This window comes from Chryseobacterium soli (genome assembly GCF_000737705.1).
Lineage (GTDB): Bacteria > Bacteroidota > Bacteroidia > Flavobacteriales > Weeksellaceae > Chryseobacterium > Chryseobacterium soli.
This window is the reverse complement of the sequence record NZ_JPRH01000007.1, coordinates 64863-79992: the sequence shown is the minus strand read 5'-3', so window position 1 is coordinate 79992 and position 15130 is coordinate 64863. Positions and strand designations below refer to the sequence as shown.

The following is a 15130-nucleotide window of genomic DNA, read 5'->3' as shown; positions in this document are numbered from 1 at the left end:
ATTTATGAAAGATTTTTCTCATCTCAATAAAAAACTGGAACCTGCCATAGTTAATGTAAGCGGAAAAGCAGTTACCCATCGTAAAGCTATCGCTAAAGCAACCGTAGAACTTCCAGAAAATATTTTACAAAAACTAAAGGAAGGTGATTTTAAAACCCCGAAAGGATCCGTTTTTCAAACTGCTATCATTGCGGGAATAATGGCTGCAAAAAAAACGGGCGAACTCATTCCGCTTTGTCATCCGATAGGTCTTGAAAACTGTGAAATAGATATTGAACTGACCGACAGCCATGAAATTGAAATTTACTGCACGGCAGAAGTAGAGGCTAAAACAGGAATTGAAATGGAAGCGCTTACAGGCGCTTCTGTAGCTGCATTAACTATTTATGACATGTGTAAAGCCATGAGCCATGATATCATCATTAAAGAAATTAAATTAATCGAAAAATCCGGTGGGAAAAATGATTTCAGAAGAACATAACAGCATTCCTTCCATTAACGGTTTGGTACTGGCGGGTGGGAAAAGCAGAAGAATGGGAAAAGCAAAAGACCTGCTTCACTGGCATGGAAAGGAGCAGCGTTATTTTGCAGCAGATCTGCTCGCTTCATTTTGTGATGAAGTTTTTATTTCGTGCCGACAGGATCAGCTGGAAGACTTCGATGAAGAATACAATGCGCTTACTGATACTTTTCTGAATATGGGCCCTTTTGGAGGTATTCTTTCTGCACTGCGCTCTCAGAGGGATAAAGCATGGCTGGTTGTTGCCTGTGATATGCCTTTACTGGATGAAAAATCATTGCAGATCTTATTAGAATCACGGGATCCTGAAAAAGTGGCGACTACCTATAAAAGCCCTTTTGATGGTCTACCTGAACCATTAATTACGATCTGGGAACCCAAAAGCTATCCTCTTCTGCTGAATTTTTTAGGAATAGGAAATACCTGTCCCAGAAAGGTTTTAATCAATAGTGACACCCTTATTTTAGAACCGCATAATCCTGATGCTTTAATGAATGTGAATACTCCTGAAGAGGCTGAAAAAGCACAGGAATTTCTGAAAAAACAATAAAAAAATCCATTAATTCACGAATTCAGTTACTGAGATACTTTCGTGAGCACGAGGTAACAAAAAGAAATAAGTATGAATCACCCGTTTGAACGCTATCAATGCCAGATGGTTTTACCGGAATTTGGTATTTCTTCCCAGGAATTACTTCAAAATGCCAAAGTTCTGATTGTTGGTATGGGAGGTCTCGGCTGCCCTTCAGCACAGTATCTGGCCTCTTCCGGCATAGGTACGATTGGCATTGCCGATGATGATATTGTTTCTCTAAGCAATCTGCACCGGCAGATTTTGTATACTCCGGATGACGTCGGATTGTTTAAAGTAGACGTTGCTGCTAAAAAATTAGAGCAACAAAATCCGTCTGTTTCGGTTCAGCCTTATCGTTTGAGGGTTTCTTCTTCTAATGTAATGGATTTGATTTCAGAATTTGATCTGATTATTGAAGGAACGGATAATTTTGAAACGAAATGTTTACTGAATGACGCCTGTGTTTTGGCTGGAAAACCCTTAATCTACGGGGCTATTTATCAGTATGAAGGTCAGGTAAGTGTTTGGAATATGTTACAGAAAGATGGTTCGTATTCAACGAATTACCGTGATGTATTTCCTAATGTTGAAGAGTCACAGGTTCCCAACTGCAGAGAAGGCGGAGTGATTCCTACCCTTGCCGGAATCGTCGGTTGTATGCAAGCCAATGAAGCCATCAAATATGTAACCGGTTCTGAAGGTATTTTAGCCGGAAAATTATGGATGATGAATGTGATGAGCGGCAGAACTCAAATTATTAAGTTAAGAAAAACCTCAGCCGCAATTACAGAACTGCAACAAACTATTCCTTTGATAACCTTTGAATATTTTAAAGAAAATCAGGGAAATTTTAAAATTATAGATGTACGGACAGCACAAGAACATCAGGACTTTAATATAGGCGGGGACAATATTCCCGTGGAAAATCTACATGACCATTTTCAGATTATTTCTGCTGTATCCCAACCTATTGTAGTCTATTGCCAGTCCGGAAAACGCAGTGCAGAAGCTGCCAGAAAAATTAAAAAAACCTTTCCGGAAAAAGAAGTATTTTCCCTGAAAGGCGGTATCGGAAAACTCCATCCATAATCAGTCTATAATATTTTGAACAGGTTTTTGTGAAGTAATAATCTGCTCTCCGGCCAGTTCATGCATGGTTTCATCAATCATATGACACATACTGTTCAATGCCAAATCATTTGCTTCTGTACCAAACGGATCTTCAATTTCATCTGCGATGGCTTCAAAGGCCACGAATGTATAGGCTACAAATATCACAATAAACGGCATGAACCAATCCAGCGTATCAACCAATCCAAAAGGCAGCAGCGCACAGTAAATATAAACTGTACGATGTAATAAGACCCTATAGCTGTAAGGAATGGGAGTAGAAACAATTCTTTCGCATCCGCCTACTATATCTGCAAGTTTATCTAAATTTTCATCAAAACGGGCCTGTTGTATGGTATCAATTTCACCTTCGTCTTTTGCTTTCTGAACCCATTCTGCCATCAATCGCATAAGGACAATAGGCTTATATTTTGCTTTCATGACCAGTTCCAACTTCTCTTCATCCAGTCTTTGCTTTAAATCATCATAAGAATCTGTTTTCCTAAGCTGATGTTTGAGGGCAAATATAAAAGAGCTAAGCATCTGAATAAATTCAGAAACCGAAGATAGATCTTTTCTTTTTTTCAGGGTCAGCGTCTGACGTGTCAGTGACCGGGCTACGTTTAGTAATGCCCCCCATAATTTTCGTCCTTCCCAGAATCTGTCATAACTTACATTATTACGAAATCCTAAAAATAAAGCCAGCACAAAACCAAACAACGTTAATGGGGCCGGATTGAGCGGAATTTTAAATGAAAAAATAATCCCATGAAGATAGGCTACCCCCAGAGATAATACAAAAAGTAGGATAAGGCGTGGCAACAGCCGTGGTAATACAGATCCATGCCAGACAAAAAGCATTTTGAACCAATGTTCTTTTTTTCTTATAATCATATGATTTCTATAATCGCGTCTGGAAATTAATCTTTAACGTGTCCTATTATTAGTGATTCTACCTGGTAAGAGCTGCGGGCAGGCTTTTTCTCGCCCTCTGCAATCATACGAAGCGGACCTTTTTTCTCCAATAATGGTTTGCCGTCTACTGTATCTGCAATAATGACATTTTTTTCTGCAATAGAAGCGTCAAGTTCTGCCAATGAAAATAAAACCCGGTATCCATCTGTGCACTTTACAAGCAGATATTTTGAAAGGTTTTCTCCATGAAGTTCTTTCCCTGAAGGTACTCCGGCTTTTGCAAGAATATCGGAAACAGCTACCCCAGTAGATGTATGTACATTTCCTTCTTTATCTTTTAATGAAGCTTCTTTTCTGGGCATTTTTGAAAGATCTGATAAAGAAAGTTCCAATGGTTGCTGCACTTCACCACTGACCTTTAATTTGTATGAAGACTGGGTAAAAGCAATCCCTGAAGCTAAAAATAATGGTAATAAAAATATTTTTTTCATGTATTATTTTTTTTAAAACTATGAACGTTGAACAGCTCCTTTATAGAGCATTTCGTCCACTTTTTTGTACACTTCCGGATCATGTTTTTTTATTTTGATCTTCACATATTTGGAAGCAGGCATATTGCTGTCTTTCACTACATTATTTACTGATACCAATACATTGGTTTCCGGGAAATAAGTGACTGTATTCTTTTCCGGGATCTTATAGGAAACAATAATAAACAGAGGTGCCACCCTTTCTATCCCATCATCATAATTATAAAGATCTACTTTATCTCCAGCTTTAAATCCAGCCTTATCAATATCTTTTTGGTTCATAAATACGACACGGCGCTCATTCTTAATACCCCGATACCGGTCATCTAATCCGTAAATAGTGGTGTTAAACTGATCATGGGTACGGGTGGTAGCCATCATGTATTCATCATCGGCCAGCTTATTATCCGGTATTTCCGTTAATGTAAATGGAGCACGCCCTCCCAGTTCCTTAGAGAAATATTGTTTATCCCGTGCAGCATTGGGAAGATAGAAACCTCCTTTTTGACGAACACGAACATTATAATTTTCAAAACCCGGAATACATTGCTCGATGTCATCCCGTACTGCATCATAACTATCGTGGTAACGTTGCCAGTTGACCACAGATCTTTCGCCTAAAGTAGCCATTGCCATGCGGCAAACGATCTGGGTTTCATTCACCAGATTATCTGATAAGGCATCCAGCATTCCTTTTGAATCCTGCACCACTCCCATGGAATTTTCTGTCGTCACAATCTGTATTTCACCATTCACGATATCTTTATCACTTCGTCCGTAGGTTGGCAGGATAAGTGCTTCCTTCCCATGAACAAGGTGCCCCCGGTTCAGTTTGGTGGAAACCGATACAAGTAAATTCAGTTTTCGTAGTGCGTGTGCTGTATAGGTAGTATCCGGCGTTGCTGACACGAAATTACCTCCCATACAAAACATCACTTTTATTTTTTCTTCATGAATCGCTTTGATAGCTCTTACCACGTCATAACCATGTTTACGAGGTACTTTAAAACCATAGAACTTTTCAAGACGGTCAAGCTGTTCATCTGTGGGCTTTTCATCAATCATCATGGTTCTGTTTCCTTGTACATTGCTATGACCACGAACTGGGCAAACCCCTGATCCGGGTTTTCCTATGCTTCCTTTCAGTAAGAGTATATTGAGAATTTCACGGATCATATCTACGCCATTCGGCTGTTGGGTAAGTCCCATTCCCCAGCTCACAATGATTCTTTTTCTGGACGCTATCATTTCTGCTGCCTTATAAAGATCTTCTTTGGCAACTCCTGAAAGCGTGGCCAATTCGTCCAGATTATAATGATCAAACTGTTTCAGGAAATCAGTATATCCTACCGTTTTTTCTTTAATAAACTGATCATCGAATACTGTACCCGGATTTTTATTTTCAAATTCAATTAATATGAGCTCAAGGGCTTTCAGCAGTGCCATATCACCGTTAATCTTTACCGGCAGATAAAGGTCCGCAAGCTGGACGCCTCGTTTAAGGATATCTTTAACACTTTGTGGATTAACAAATCCCATCAAACCGGCTTCCGGCAGTGGATTAACAGCAATGATTTTAGCTCCGTTTGCTTTTCCTTTGGCCAGAGCGCTCATCATTCTCGGAGCGTTGGTCCCCGGGTTTTGTCCTATGATTATAATAAGCTCGGCTTCGTAAAAATCTTCCAGGGTTACTGTTCCTTTACCAATTCCAATCGTTGGACGCAATGCAGATCCTGAGGTCTCATGGCACATATTGGAACAGTCGGGCATATTATTGGTTCCAAACTCTTTTGCAAATAACTGATACACGAATGATGCTTCGTTACTCGTTCTTCCGGATGTATAAAAAGCGGCTTCGTCCGGAGATTCCAGTGCATTGAGATGTTCTGCTATTTTTTTGAAGGCATGATCCCAGCTGATCGGCTGATAGTGGGTAGCTCCTTCCGGTAAATACATTGGATCTGTAAGCCTTCCCATTTTACCAATCTGATAATCATCTAATTTAGCAAGATCATAAACCGAATTTTGTTTAAAAAACTCTGGGGTAACTTTTTTAGTGGTTGCCTCTTCTGCCAGTGCTTTTGCTCCATTCTCGCAATATTCACCCAGTACTGAACGTTCATCGTCAGGATCCGGCCATGCACAGCTGGGGCAATCGAAACCTCCCATCTGATTCATTTTAAATAAAGCCCGCATTCCTCTGACAGGTGTTTTTTCTTCTAATAAATCACTAAAAGCAGCGATCACAGCAGGAATTCCTGCCGCTGATGTTTCAACATGACTAAGCTTTAGGTCAAGTAATTCATAAGGGTTTTCGGCACTGGGCTCCTTATTTATTTCTTGTTCTATTTTATTTTCATCAATTTCTTTCATTGCTTTTTATTTTGGGATTATCAGCATTTAAGATTTGGGTTTGGATAGTTATCACTTTGGTCCTCCAGCGTATTATCAATACACACAAAGTCCTTTTCCACAAGCAGTTTAATCTCGCCCGTTTGTCCGTCAAAGCCTACCCTGTCTGTTGATACAAACTCTTCAACCATTCGCTTAGGCATTTTCATCACCATTCTATTTTCAATAAATTCGGCAGACAACACTTCATCATCTGTTCTTTCTATTGCGTAAATGAACGGTCTCTCCACAAACTGGGTAAAGCTGGAAACTATTCCGCTTTCTCCTAATTCTGCAACTTCTGACTGCGTCAGACGAAATCTTATTGAGTTATCTTTAATTCTTATTTTCATTTGTTTATTCTTTTGACATGTATGCAGACTACTTTTGGATAATCTCGAGGCTACTGCTTTTATGATAGATATTAAAACGGTTATCTCTTAAAAATCCTAATAGTGTAATATCAAATTCTTTTGCTAAATCCACTGCGAGACTGGATGGAGCTCCTATTGCTGCAACTATAGAAATACCAGCCATTGCCGCCTTCTGAATCAGTTCAAAACTGGCTCTTCCGCTTAACACCAGGATTTTCTGTTGAAGTGGAAGCATATGGGTGAATAAAGCATGTCCAATAAGTTTGTCTAATGCATTATGTCTTCCGACATCTTCCCGTAAAGCAAGCAGATTGCCTTCTAAATCAAAAATACCTGAAGCATGTATTCCTCCTGTTGCACTGAAGTTATTTTGAAAAGACTGTAGTTTTTCCGGTAATTGATATAAGGTCTCAAACGTTACTTTCTGATGAGATTTTTTGAGATTTTGAAAAGAAGTCACCGTTCGTATTGATTCAATAGATCCTTTTCCACATACACCACAACTGGAAGTCGTATAAAAGTTTCTGTCTGCTTTCATCAATTGAGGAATGAAACCGTCCGCAAGCTCAACAATTACAATGTTTTCACGGTTTCTGGAACATTCTGCCTGAGAATGATTTACACTTTTGACTTGTTCACCGCCGGAAATAATGCCTTCTGTAAATAAAAAACCTACGGCAAGTTCATTATCATTACCTGGTGTTCGCATCGTCACCGATATATTTTTGCTTTCTTTCCGGTCTTCAGTACGATAGGAAACCCTTATTTCCAAAGGTTCTTCTACAGAAATATCATCAGCATAGAAAAAACTTTTGTTGTCTTTAACTTTGATAATCTCGATCTTCTGTACTGATTTATTTTCCGATGTATTGGCTTTCATCTACATAAAGGACTTGTAGAGTAAATATACGAAATTTTATTTCTCAAAATTATGGATGGGCAGAAACCCATTCATCCCCATCTTCAAAAACTTCTTTTTTCCAGATGGGAACTTTCTGTTTTACGGTATCAATAATATAACGGCAGGCATCAAAAACAGCATCTCTATGTCCGTCACTTACAACTATGATCACTGCAGCATCACCGGGATATAAGATTCCGATACGGTGATGTACCACTACATTCCGTACGGAAAATAAAGAAATAGCTTTTTCCACTATTTTTTGTATTTCTTTTATTGCCATAGATTGGTAGCATTCGTATTCAAGACGGATAACAGGTTTATCTTTGGTCTTGTTACGAACCGTTCCTATAAATGTTGCAATACCTCCGCTGCCCAGATCCTGAGCTATCTCAAGACAGTGAATGATAGAAAGCGGATCTTCTGTTATTTTTATATCAATCATACCTTTATCCTCCACTTACAGGAGGAATTATTGCTATTTCGTTTGTACTGGTTATCACCTGATCTTCTTCTGCATATTCTTCATCAATGGCAATAAAATAAGAATTCAGCTTTTTAAGCCCCGGAAAATCTTCTTCCAGGATATTTTTTAACTGACTTACAGTCAACCATTCATCTACCTCGATTTCTTTTTCTGAGGTTCCGAAAATATCTTTTGTTATTCCGAAAGCTAATATTTTTAGTTTCATTGTTAATTTTTTAACCCGGATTTACCAGTATTTTATTAAAATATTTATCCCCGCCACCAAAACAAGAACCGCTGTCATTCTTTTGATGACTAAAAGATTCCATTTCAGAGACATTCTAGAGCCTATCTGCCCACCAGCAAATACGGCCAGACATAAACTCAAAATTCTGAAATAATCTATATCTACAGATAATTTCGACATCTGTCCAAAAATACCTGATATAGAATTCACCAGTATAAATACACTGGACGTTGCTGCAATTTTCCGGGGTGTATCCCATTTCAGCAGATTAAGTAAAGGGGAGAGAAAAATTCCGCCGCCAATTCCTACCAATCCGGATAAAAATCCTATCCCTCCACCCAGAAAACTATTTCTAAGAATTGATGGTTTGGAAGCTTCTGCCAAATTCTCTTCTTTCTTCACATCTGTTTTCACCCATAATAGTACAGCAGCGATTACTAAAGTGATTCCCAAAATTAAAAAAAAGGTTTCCTGACTGATTTTTAGTATAGCTCCCAAATAGGCCATAGGCACACTGGCAAAGGTAATGGGAAGTATTTTTTTCCAGTCAATCTGTTTGTTTTTAATATAAATATAAACACCGCCTACTACCACGATAACATTACAGATCAATGCTGTTAAACGTATCTCCTGATACGGAAGACTGTACATCGCCAAAACAGCCAGATAGCTGGATCCGCCGCCAAACCCTACAGAGGAATATACGAAAGCAATGATTAAAAAAAATAAAAAAATCTCCCAGTGCCCCATAACATTTCACCAATTATTTCTATTACAATAATACTGATTTTACTATTTATTTTATGTAAATCCACCAAAACTAAATGGGGTAATTTTCAAAAAAGCAATCGAAAAAAAAGATTCGGCAAAATAAAATGTAAAATTTCCGACTTCTATGTTCTTTTATACCTACAAGATCAATAGTCCGATGTCTATTTTTCCTAAAAAATAAAATATCACAAATAAATATTTTTAAGATAATTTCACTTCAGTTAAAGAAAATTTATTAATTTCGGATAGAACTAAACCGAAATATTATGAAAAATTTAAAAAAAATCGAAAGACAGGAAATGAAAGCAATTAGCGGAGGTATTAACTGCCCGGGTGGTCAGCTCTGTTTAATCAGCGGGAAATGGCAATGCATGCCGTACGACGGATGTGGTGGTGGAAACCAGCCCTAATTTTTAAGTTTACCTAAATTATTTGATTATGAAAAATTGTAAAAAAATTTCAAGAGATCAGTTGAAAAGTATCAATGGCGGAGCATTAACCTGCTCTGAAGCATGCTGTCCGCCTCCGGGAATAAAAAGATGTCCCTGGGTGGTTTGTGTAGCACCGTGTGATATATTAAGTTAAGAACTAAATTCATTACCTAATAAGTGAATTAGTTGATGAAAACTTTCATACCTAATTAGATATGTATTTACAAAAAAATGCACATCATTCAGGAATAAAAAAGGCTTAGAATCAAAGATTCTAAGCCTTTTTTAGGAGTGTGATATTCGAAACCAGATTCATTGACCATCTGAAAATATTGTTCAGATGCTCCGAATATTTTTCCAAATCTCCGGTAATATCGCCGTGTTGAAAATATCGAAAAAACATTATCACGGATAAAGTATGTTTAGAAATAACATTCCAGGATCAACAAATAGTGGAACACCTCCCATTCTATCTCCGTTTTCCATTGATGAATTAGGCTTCACGTTTATGCTAACTAAAAAAGTAACAATAAAATGTAAAATAAAATGGTTACCATACCTATACCTACATAGAGCTTGTTTCGCTGGTATTTTATCAAAGCAGTTATAAATAGGATCAAATTGATAACCATGATGAAAAAAATAGTTAAACCACCTATTTTTTCTCCAAGAGTATAGACGTAAATTTCAGTTAAATAGCCAGTTTCAGAATGACTTTCATTGTCTAACTTCAAGTATATATAAGGTATTTTCACCGCATTATTCATTCTTTGCTGATCGGCCCTGAATATATAAAAAGACGCTTTCCTTTCTTCAGCAGGCTTAAGTGTAGGATTTTCCCAATAGATATCTGGTAGTATACCGGCAGGTGCGGGCAAATAAATATTTTTTAGTTTATCTGCTCTGAACATACTCCCCAACCCTGAAAAAGTTCTGCTGAAAGTAGCCTTGCATTCCGTAAACTTCTGAATATATTCCACATCAGATCTGGCTCCCCTACTGATTTTCTTGGATACACTCATAGTAGCCGTCATTTTTATCAGTTCTTTATCTACATCCTTTGTGCACCCGATGGTATATACCAAAAACAAAACAGGTAACAACAAGGATGAGATAAGGCAAATGGTATATTTCATAGGCAATTGCAATTATAGGTTCTCCAGCTAAATTTTCAGTATTATTTAAAAGTCACTAATTTATCCAATCATACTGCTTACCACCGATATGTCTACTTTACAGTATTATAATCTTATCCTTACACCTCCAATCTTTAAGAAACCTGCGTCTACAGAGTGTAAATAATTCTGTTTTAAACAGTTAATTATTTACAACTTCTTGCAATTTTCGCACCACAAAACGCCCACAATAGTAACTATTACTGCTTCAATTCAAAGATGTTAGGTAAGTCTTATACTCCAATTTGAGTATTCATTTTGATGATTATTTTAATAATGGTTTAGATATGTATTATCGTTTACATTAACATCTGATTATCTTTTGCAGTTGGTAAACTCAACTATACTCACTAACCCAAAGGTAACAATTAACAAAAAAATGTCTTTTTAATTTTTTTATCATTTCAATATAACTATTAAAATCAATGTATTATATTTAATGTAGAAATTTTTTATAAAATATGTAAATATTTTTTGACAGTTAAATTTTAGAATAAATACTTATACAATTGATAAATGGAGCGGGTAATAGTTGTCAGCCACCTCAGGACAATAATTATTGTGCTTCCCTTAATATGTGTATAGATCAGGTTGCATTTTTTAGCCTAAAATACTGTGCTCGTATATGCCCTGTACCTTTGGAATGATAAAAACATATTCTAAATGACAACGTGACCCAAAAAGCTTAAACAGAATAGAAAAATCCAAAATACCATTTATTATGAAAAATTTAAAAAAATTAAGCAGAGTCGCACAAAAAGAAATTATTGGGGGATATAACCAATGTGGTGCACCCTGGGCACCAAATCAGGGATGCGGACCCAATCAATGCTGCATAGGAACTGCTTGTCATCCTATTTCTGATGCGGGCCAGCAATGGGGTCTATGTAATCCACCAGTTGAACCACCTTGTTGTGAGTCTTAAAAAAAATAGAGCTTATGTTGGTAAGCTCTATTTTTTTAGATATATGGTAGATATGATCCTTTACAAATTTGTATTCCGCCTGTAGTATTTTAGTTTCTTCACTTCTTTCCTATAAAATCGTCCCACGGGAATAAATTCTGTCCCAACCTCAATTTTGATAACAGAAAATGAGGAAATTTTCCGCTATTAGCAATGTAAGAATAGTGAAATCTTATCAATATATTTCCAGGAAGCAAAATTCTGCAGAGCCGAAATAGTATAGCGTATGAGCAACTCTGAGTTAACCAGCTTTATTTTCACGTAGTTTCTTGGGCTCTCATTTTTTCATTCTTTGCCGAAGAATAATAAATCCCATTATAATAACAGCTACAGCTAACCCATAAATAATATAATTTTCTAACATTTCTAATTAACTTAAAATTTAATATTTTTATACAAATTGCGTACTTCATTAAATTAATGGACCTTACTTTTAATTAAGGTAAATGATAGATTCCTTACGGATAATACTATAAACCAAAGCCTTTATATTCATCCCAACACCTATTGAAACGGACAAAAAGGTGGCTAAGGTAATTTGAACAGCCTAGCTTGTCTAGATCAACTTTTTATTAAAAATATAATAAAAGACTTTATAATCAACCACTTTCCCACATAAGAAATTTACATATAATTTTTTCTCATAAATCCCTAATAAATGACGGGAAAGTATATAAACAATCTGTTTTTCTTCAGTATAATCAGGTATGCTAATTTTATAAAACTCTTCTATTTCAGCTTTAAGAAGATGTAAAAAACTATCTTTAGATGTAAGCATAGCAATTATTTAGGAATGAGTTAATATTTTTTTCTGAAATTGATGCCCTATAATGAAAATATAGATTTTATCCCAATTGTGAATTTTCTACAAAGCTTTCCGATAATGGTGTATTTTGATAGGATTTTTTTTACTGCCTTATTTTAATCGTCTTACAGAAACCTGTGTAATAGGACCAGAACCTGTAGAACCTGTGCTTAAATACTTGAGTGTGTAATCTTGTGTATTTATAGCTCTAAACGAATAGGTATTTGCTGCCAACATCGGAATTGAGGTAATTAAAGTATAAGTTTGCAATCCGCCGGTCGGCGATACATAATTGTCATTTACTCTTGCCACCCACAGTCCAGTGGTATTGTTCCATATTCCAATAACGGGTGATGTTCCATTGGTCGTAGAAATCTGCACATTCATATTAATCTGATAAACCCCGTCAGCAGAAACTTTAAAAGAATTGGTTGTAGCCGTTCCAGCATAAAGATTTTCATTATCAATAATTTCATTATTGAGGTTACCAATGGGATTAGCTACAGTAGCCCCGGGAGACCCAACGGCTGTAAAGTCAGCAGTCATTTGAACAGTAATTTCCTGTGCAACTAAAAACTGTCCATTAACAGCTATTACTGTCCCTGTTGATGTGGGAACACCTGCTAAAGTTTGCCATGAGGGTGCTGCGCCTGGTCCATTTGATTTTAGAACTTGACCAATCAGGCCTGCCGAACCTGCAGTATTACTATTACCTCCAACATTAAGTTCATTTGTAACTTGTAACGAACCATTCACATGAAGACTTTTTTGAGGGGTTGCTGTACCAATACCCACTTGAGCATACATGGCCGAATAGATTGAAAGGATTAATAAAAAAAATATTTTTTTCATTTTTAATGTATTTTGATTAAAATAAATTAAGATTAAAAGCAGTCTCCATTTTTCTTACCATTTTGAGGGATCAACAAGAATGAGGAGGAGACTGATTACATTATTCATTTATGTTTTCAGAATTTAATGTCTCTTATAGAGTTATATTCCAGTATTTATATTTCAGTATCATTAATTTATATGGATTATCAACCTTGCCTATTATTTGCATGTAATTATCATTGGTCATTTGACAACAATTAAATATTTTATAATGCAAAAAAGCTATTTTAATTGATTTTTTTATGTCCCAAAGTTCCGGCATTTCGATTTAAAATAACTTCAAATACCCATCGAATTATATCGATAAACAGGCAGATATTTGTCGATATAATTATAGTTAGTTCGTACACCATTGCCCTACGTGATCCATTCAATTGTTCTTTTTCATACATTTGCATTACAAATTGACTGTTATGAAAAAAAAGGTTGTCCTTATTCAGGATAACGAAGATATCCTGGACATCATGGAACAGGTATTGGAGGACGAAGGTTTTGATGTTACTCCTTCGTTAACTACTGAGCCTATTGATAAAATTGATGAGATTGAACCTGATGTCGTTATTGTAGATGACCACATCAAAGGAAATAAGAAAGGATCACAGGTTATTGAAGAACTAAAATCTGATGCTGAAACGGAAGATGTATCGGCAGTACTGACTTCAACATCTCCTGACGTTCCAAAAAAGGCAAAGGAATGCAAGGCTGACGATTATATCGAAAAACCCTTTGATATTGACCATATGATAGATGTAGTTAAAAAAAATACTTAATTGTAACTAATGATTTCGCCTTATTTCATCTTTAAGTTTTAATGTAGAGCGCATCATAATTCTTTCCTTGTTTTATGATACAGCTTGACCATTGGTCGTTGCAGGATTCTCACCATTGGAATAATAGATAATTCACTGCAAGACAGTTTATAAACAGAGGATTATTTTTTACCTTCTTATGCCTGTAAGCACAATAAATTCTTAAAAATGAACGTGATAAATTGGCTAATTCATTAAATTAACAAATAATAACGGGAACACAGACTACATAATATGAAACTACGTACAATATCAATTTTGGCGGCCAGAACAATCTTTCTGGCCATCATCCTTTTTTCTTGCAGAGGAAAAGCGAAAAGTACAAGTCAGGAAGGCAAATCGGAAGTTCCTGTTTCTTTTTCTAAAAAAGAATTTGAAACATTTTTCCCGAACAGAAATCGATTTTACAGCTATGAAGATTTTGAAAGGGCGGTATCACATATGTCAAAAATTAAGGTCAAAATTGAGACAAGAGGAAAATGGATATATAAAATAACCAGAACGGATAAGCCTACAGGTGAATCAAAAGTGATCAGACAAGATAAAGAATGGGATGAGCCATGGGCTAAGGACAAAGGCTATGACTCATATACGGTTGATTATGCTGATTTCGGTACAGTAAAAGGTTCTGATTATCAGAAAAAAGAAATAGCAGCGTTTTTCGCCCACATTGCCCATGAAACCCGGAATGGAACGAACGGTAAATTTGATGATGGTCTGATGCTTAAAAATGAAATTGACACCACTTTAACATACATCGTTCCAAATGCAAATTATCCTGCTGTAGATGGGCAGAAATACTACGGTCGTGGCCCTCTTCAACTGAGTTATAATGGGAATTTCGGTTTTGCCTCTGAATGTATATTTGGTGATAAGAATATTTTATTAAAAGATCCCGGAATGGTTTCCCGCAAGGCAGATGTTGCCTTTGAAAGTGCAATATTTTATTGGATGACGCCTCAGGCATCGAAACCATCCTGCCATGATGTTATCATAGATAACTATAAAACATCCAGTGATAATGGTAGAAATGGATTTGGTTTAACTATCAATATTATTAATGGTGCTTTGGAATGTAACAGGGGAGAAAATAATGAAGCTATGCAGGATAGAATTTCTTTTTACAAGCACTTTCTTAAGTTACTGGGAATAGATGATAAGAACTGTGAATGCTCATGTGGCAAGATGAAACCATTTCCAGCATAAACAAGAAGCAAAATGGACAATTTTGAATATTTGAGTAAAAAATAATA

General features: G+C 36.3%; 19 protein-coding genes. 8 read left to right on the top strand and 11 right to left on the bottom strand.

Translation table 11 applies throughout. The features are described from left to right. Positions 1-4 precede the first annotated feature (4 nt). The 3 genes from moaC (at position 5) to IW15_RS15785 (ending at position 2183) form a co-directional block, all read left to right on the top strand. Positions 5-481, top strand: a complete 477-nt coding sequence (moaC, locus tag IW15_RS15795; protein WP_034713284.1) for a cyclic pyranopterin monophosphate synthase MoaC — start codon at positions 5-7, stop codon at positions 479-481. Next, a complete protein-coding gene (locus IW15_RS15790; protein WP_034713282.1) occupies positions 462-1070 on the top strand; it encodes an NTP transferase domain-containing protein in 609 nt (202 codons plus the stop codon). The genes moaC and IW15_RS15790 overlap by 20 nt, the downstream gene beginning before the upstream one ends. Positions 1071-1142: 72 nt before the next feature. Then, positions 1143-2183 (top strand): HesA/MoeB/ThiF family protein, encoded by a 1041-nt coding sequence (locus IW15_RS15785; protein ID WP_034713279.1) that lies wholly within the window; start codon positions 1143-1145, stop codon positions 2181-2183. On the opposite strand, the gene IW15_RS15780 is transcribed toward IW15_RS15785, so the two are convergent. The 8 genes from IW15_RS15780 to IW15_RS15745 are packed head-to-tail and all read right to left on the bottom strand — an operon-like array spanning position 2184 to position 8778. Next, the gene (locus tag IW15_RS15780; RefSeq protein ID WP_034713278.1) at positions 2184-3098 is read right to left on the bottom strand and encodes a bestrophin family protein; all 915 of its coding nucleotides are present in this window, start codon (positions 3096-3098) and stop codon (positions 2184-2186) included. A 26-nt stretch (positions 3099-3124) separates the two neighbouring features. Continuing rightward, positions 3125-3610 (bottom strand): molybdopterin-dependent oxidoreductase, encoded by a 486-nt coding sequence (locus tag IW15_RS15775; RefSeq protein ID WP_034713275.1) that lies wholly within the window; start codon positions 3608-3610, stop codon positions 3125-3127. A gap of 18 nt (positions 3611-3628) precedes the next feature. After that, positions 3629-6022: an FdhF/YdeP family oxidoreductase gene (locus tag IW15_RS15770; RefSeq protein ID WP_084681457.1), complete on the bottom strand. Its 2394-nt coding sequence runs from the start codon at positions 6020-6022 to the stop codon at positions 3629-3631. Between the two features lie 20 nt (positions 6023-6042). Continuing rightward, the gene (locus IW15_RS15765) at positions 6043-6393 is read right to left on the bottom strand and encodes a DUF7009 family protein (RefSeq protein ID WP_034713271.1); all 351 of its coding nucleotides are present in this window, start codon (positions 6391-6393) and stop codon (positions 6043-6045) included. 28 nt (positions 6394-6421) lie between these two features. Beyond that, positions 6422-7294 (bottom strand): formate dehydrogenase accessory sulfurtransferase FdhD, encoded by an 873-nt coding sequence (gene fdhD, locus IW15_RS15760; RefSeq protein WP_034713268.1) that lies wholly within the window; start codon positions 7292-7294, stop codon positions 6422-6424. 49 nt (positions 7295-7343) lie between these two features. Beyond that, positions 7344-7760 carry a molybdenum cofactor biosynthesis protein MoaE gene (locus tag IW15_RS15755; protein WP_034713528.1) on the bottom strand — a complete coding sequence of 139 codons (417 nt, stop codon included), beginning with the start codon at positions 7758-7760 and terminating at the stop codon, positions 7344-7346. Positions 7761-7764: 4 nt separating this feature from the next. Further along, the gene (locus tag IW15_RS15750; protein ID WP_034713266.1) at positions 7765-8007 is read right to left on the bottom strand and encodes a MoaD/ThiS family protein; all 243 of its coding nucleotides are present in this window, start codon (positions 8005-8007) and stop codon (positions 7765-7767) included. Positions 8008-8028: 21 nt separating this feature from the next. Next, positions 8029-8778 (bottom strand): sulfite exporter TauE/SafE family protein, encoded by a 750-nt coding sequence (locus tag IW15_RS15745; protein WP_034713264.1) that lies wholly within the window; start codon positions 8776-8778, stop codon positions 8029-8031. Positions 8779-9065: 287 nt separating this feature from the next. Between IW15_RS15745 and IW15_RS22860 the strand changes: the two genes are divergently transcribed. Both IW15_RS22860 and IW15_RS22855 read left to right on the top strand, forming a co-directional pair. Next, complete coding sequence (locus tag IW15_RS22860; protein WP_165585210.1) at positions 9066-9209, top strand: bacteriocin-like protein; 144 nt, start codon at positions 9066-9068, stop codon at positions 9207-9209. A gap of 28 nt (positions 9210-9237) precedes the next feature. Continuing rightward, positions 9238-9384: a bacteriocin-like protein gene (locus tag IW15_RS22855; RefSeq protein WP_165585209.1), complete on the top strand. Its 147-nt coding sequence runs from the start codon at positions 9238-9240 to the stop codon at positions 9382-9384. A gap of 361 nt (positions 9385-9745) precedes the next feature. On the opposite strand, the gene IW15_RS15740 is transcribed toward IW15_RS22855, so the two are convergent. Further along, on the bottom strand, positions 9746-10366 hold the full coding sequence (locus IW15_RS15740; protein ID WP_131368578.1) for a hypothetical protein: 621 nt from the start codon (positions 10364-10366) through the stop codon (positions 9746-9748). A 760-nt stretch (positions 10367-11126) separates the two neighbouring features. On the opposite strand from IW15_RS15740, the gene IW15_RS23260 reads away from it, so the two are divergent. Continuing rightward, positions 11127-11330 (top strand): bacteriocin-like protein, encoded by a 204-nt coding sequence (locus IW15_RS23260; protein ID WP_034713261.1) that lies wholly within the window; start codon positions 11127-11129, stop codon positions 11328-11330. A 595-nt stretch (positions 11331-11925) separates the two neighbouring features. On the opposite strand, the gene IW15_RS15730 is transcribed toward IW15_RS23260, so the two are convergent. Both IW15_RS15730 and IW15_RS15725 read right to left on the bottom strand, forming a co-directional pair. After that, positions 11926-12147 carry a hypothetical protein gene (locus IW15_RS15730; RefSeq protein WP_034713259.1) on the bottom strand — a complete coding sequence of 74 codons (222 nt, stop codon included), beginning with the start codon at positions 12145-12147 and terminating at the stop codon, positions 11926-11928. Positions 12148-12285: 138 nt separating this feature from the next. Next, positions 12286-13026, bottom strand: a complete 741-nt coding sequence (locus IW15_RS15725; protein ID WP_034713257.1) for a hypothetical protein — start codon at positions 13024-13026, stop codon at positions 12286-12288. Between the two features lie 455 nt (positions 13027-13481). Here IW15_RS15725 and IW15_RS15720 point away from each other — a divergent pair, with 455 nt between their 5' ends. Beyond that, on the top strand, positions 13482-13838 hold the full coding sequence (locus IW15_RS15720; RefSeq protein WP_034713255.1) for a response regulator: 357 nt from the start codon (positions 13482-13484) through the stop codon (positions 13836-13838). Positions 13839-14111: 273 nt separating this feature from the next. Then, positions 14112-15083 carry a chitinase gene (locus tag IW15_RS22105; RefSeq protein WP_051882086.1) on the top strand — a complete coding sequence of 324 codons (972 nt, stop codon included), beginning with the start codon at positions 14112-14114 and terminating at the stop codon, positions 15081-15083. The last annotated feature ends 47 nt before the right edge of the window (positions 15084-15130 follow it).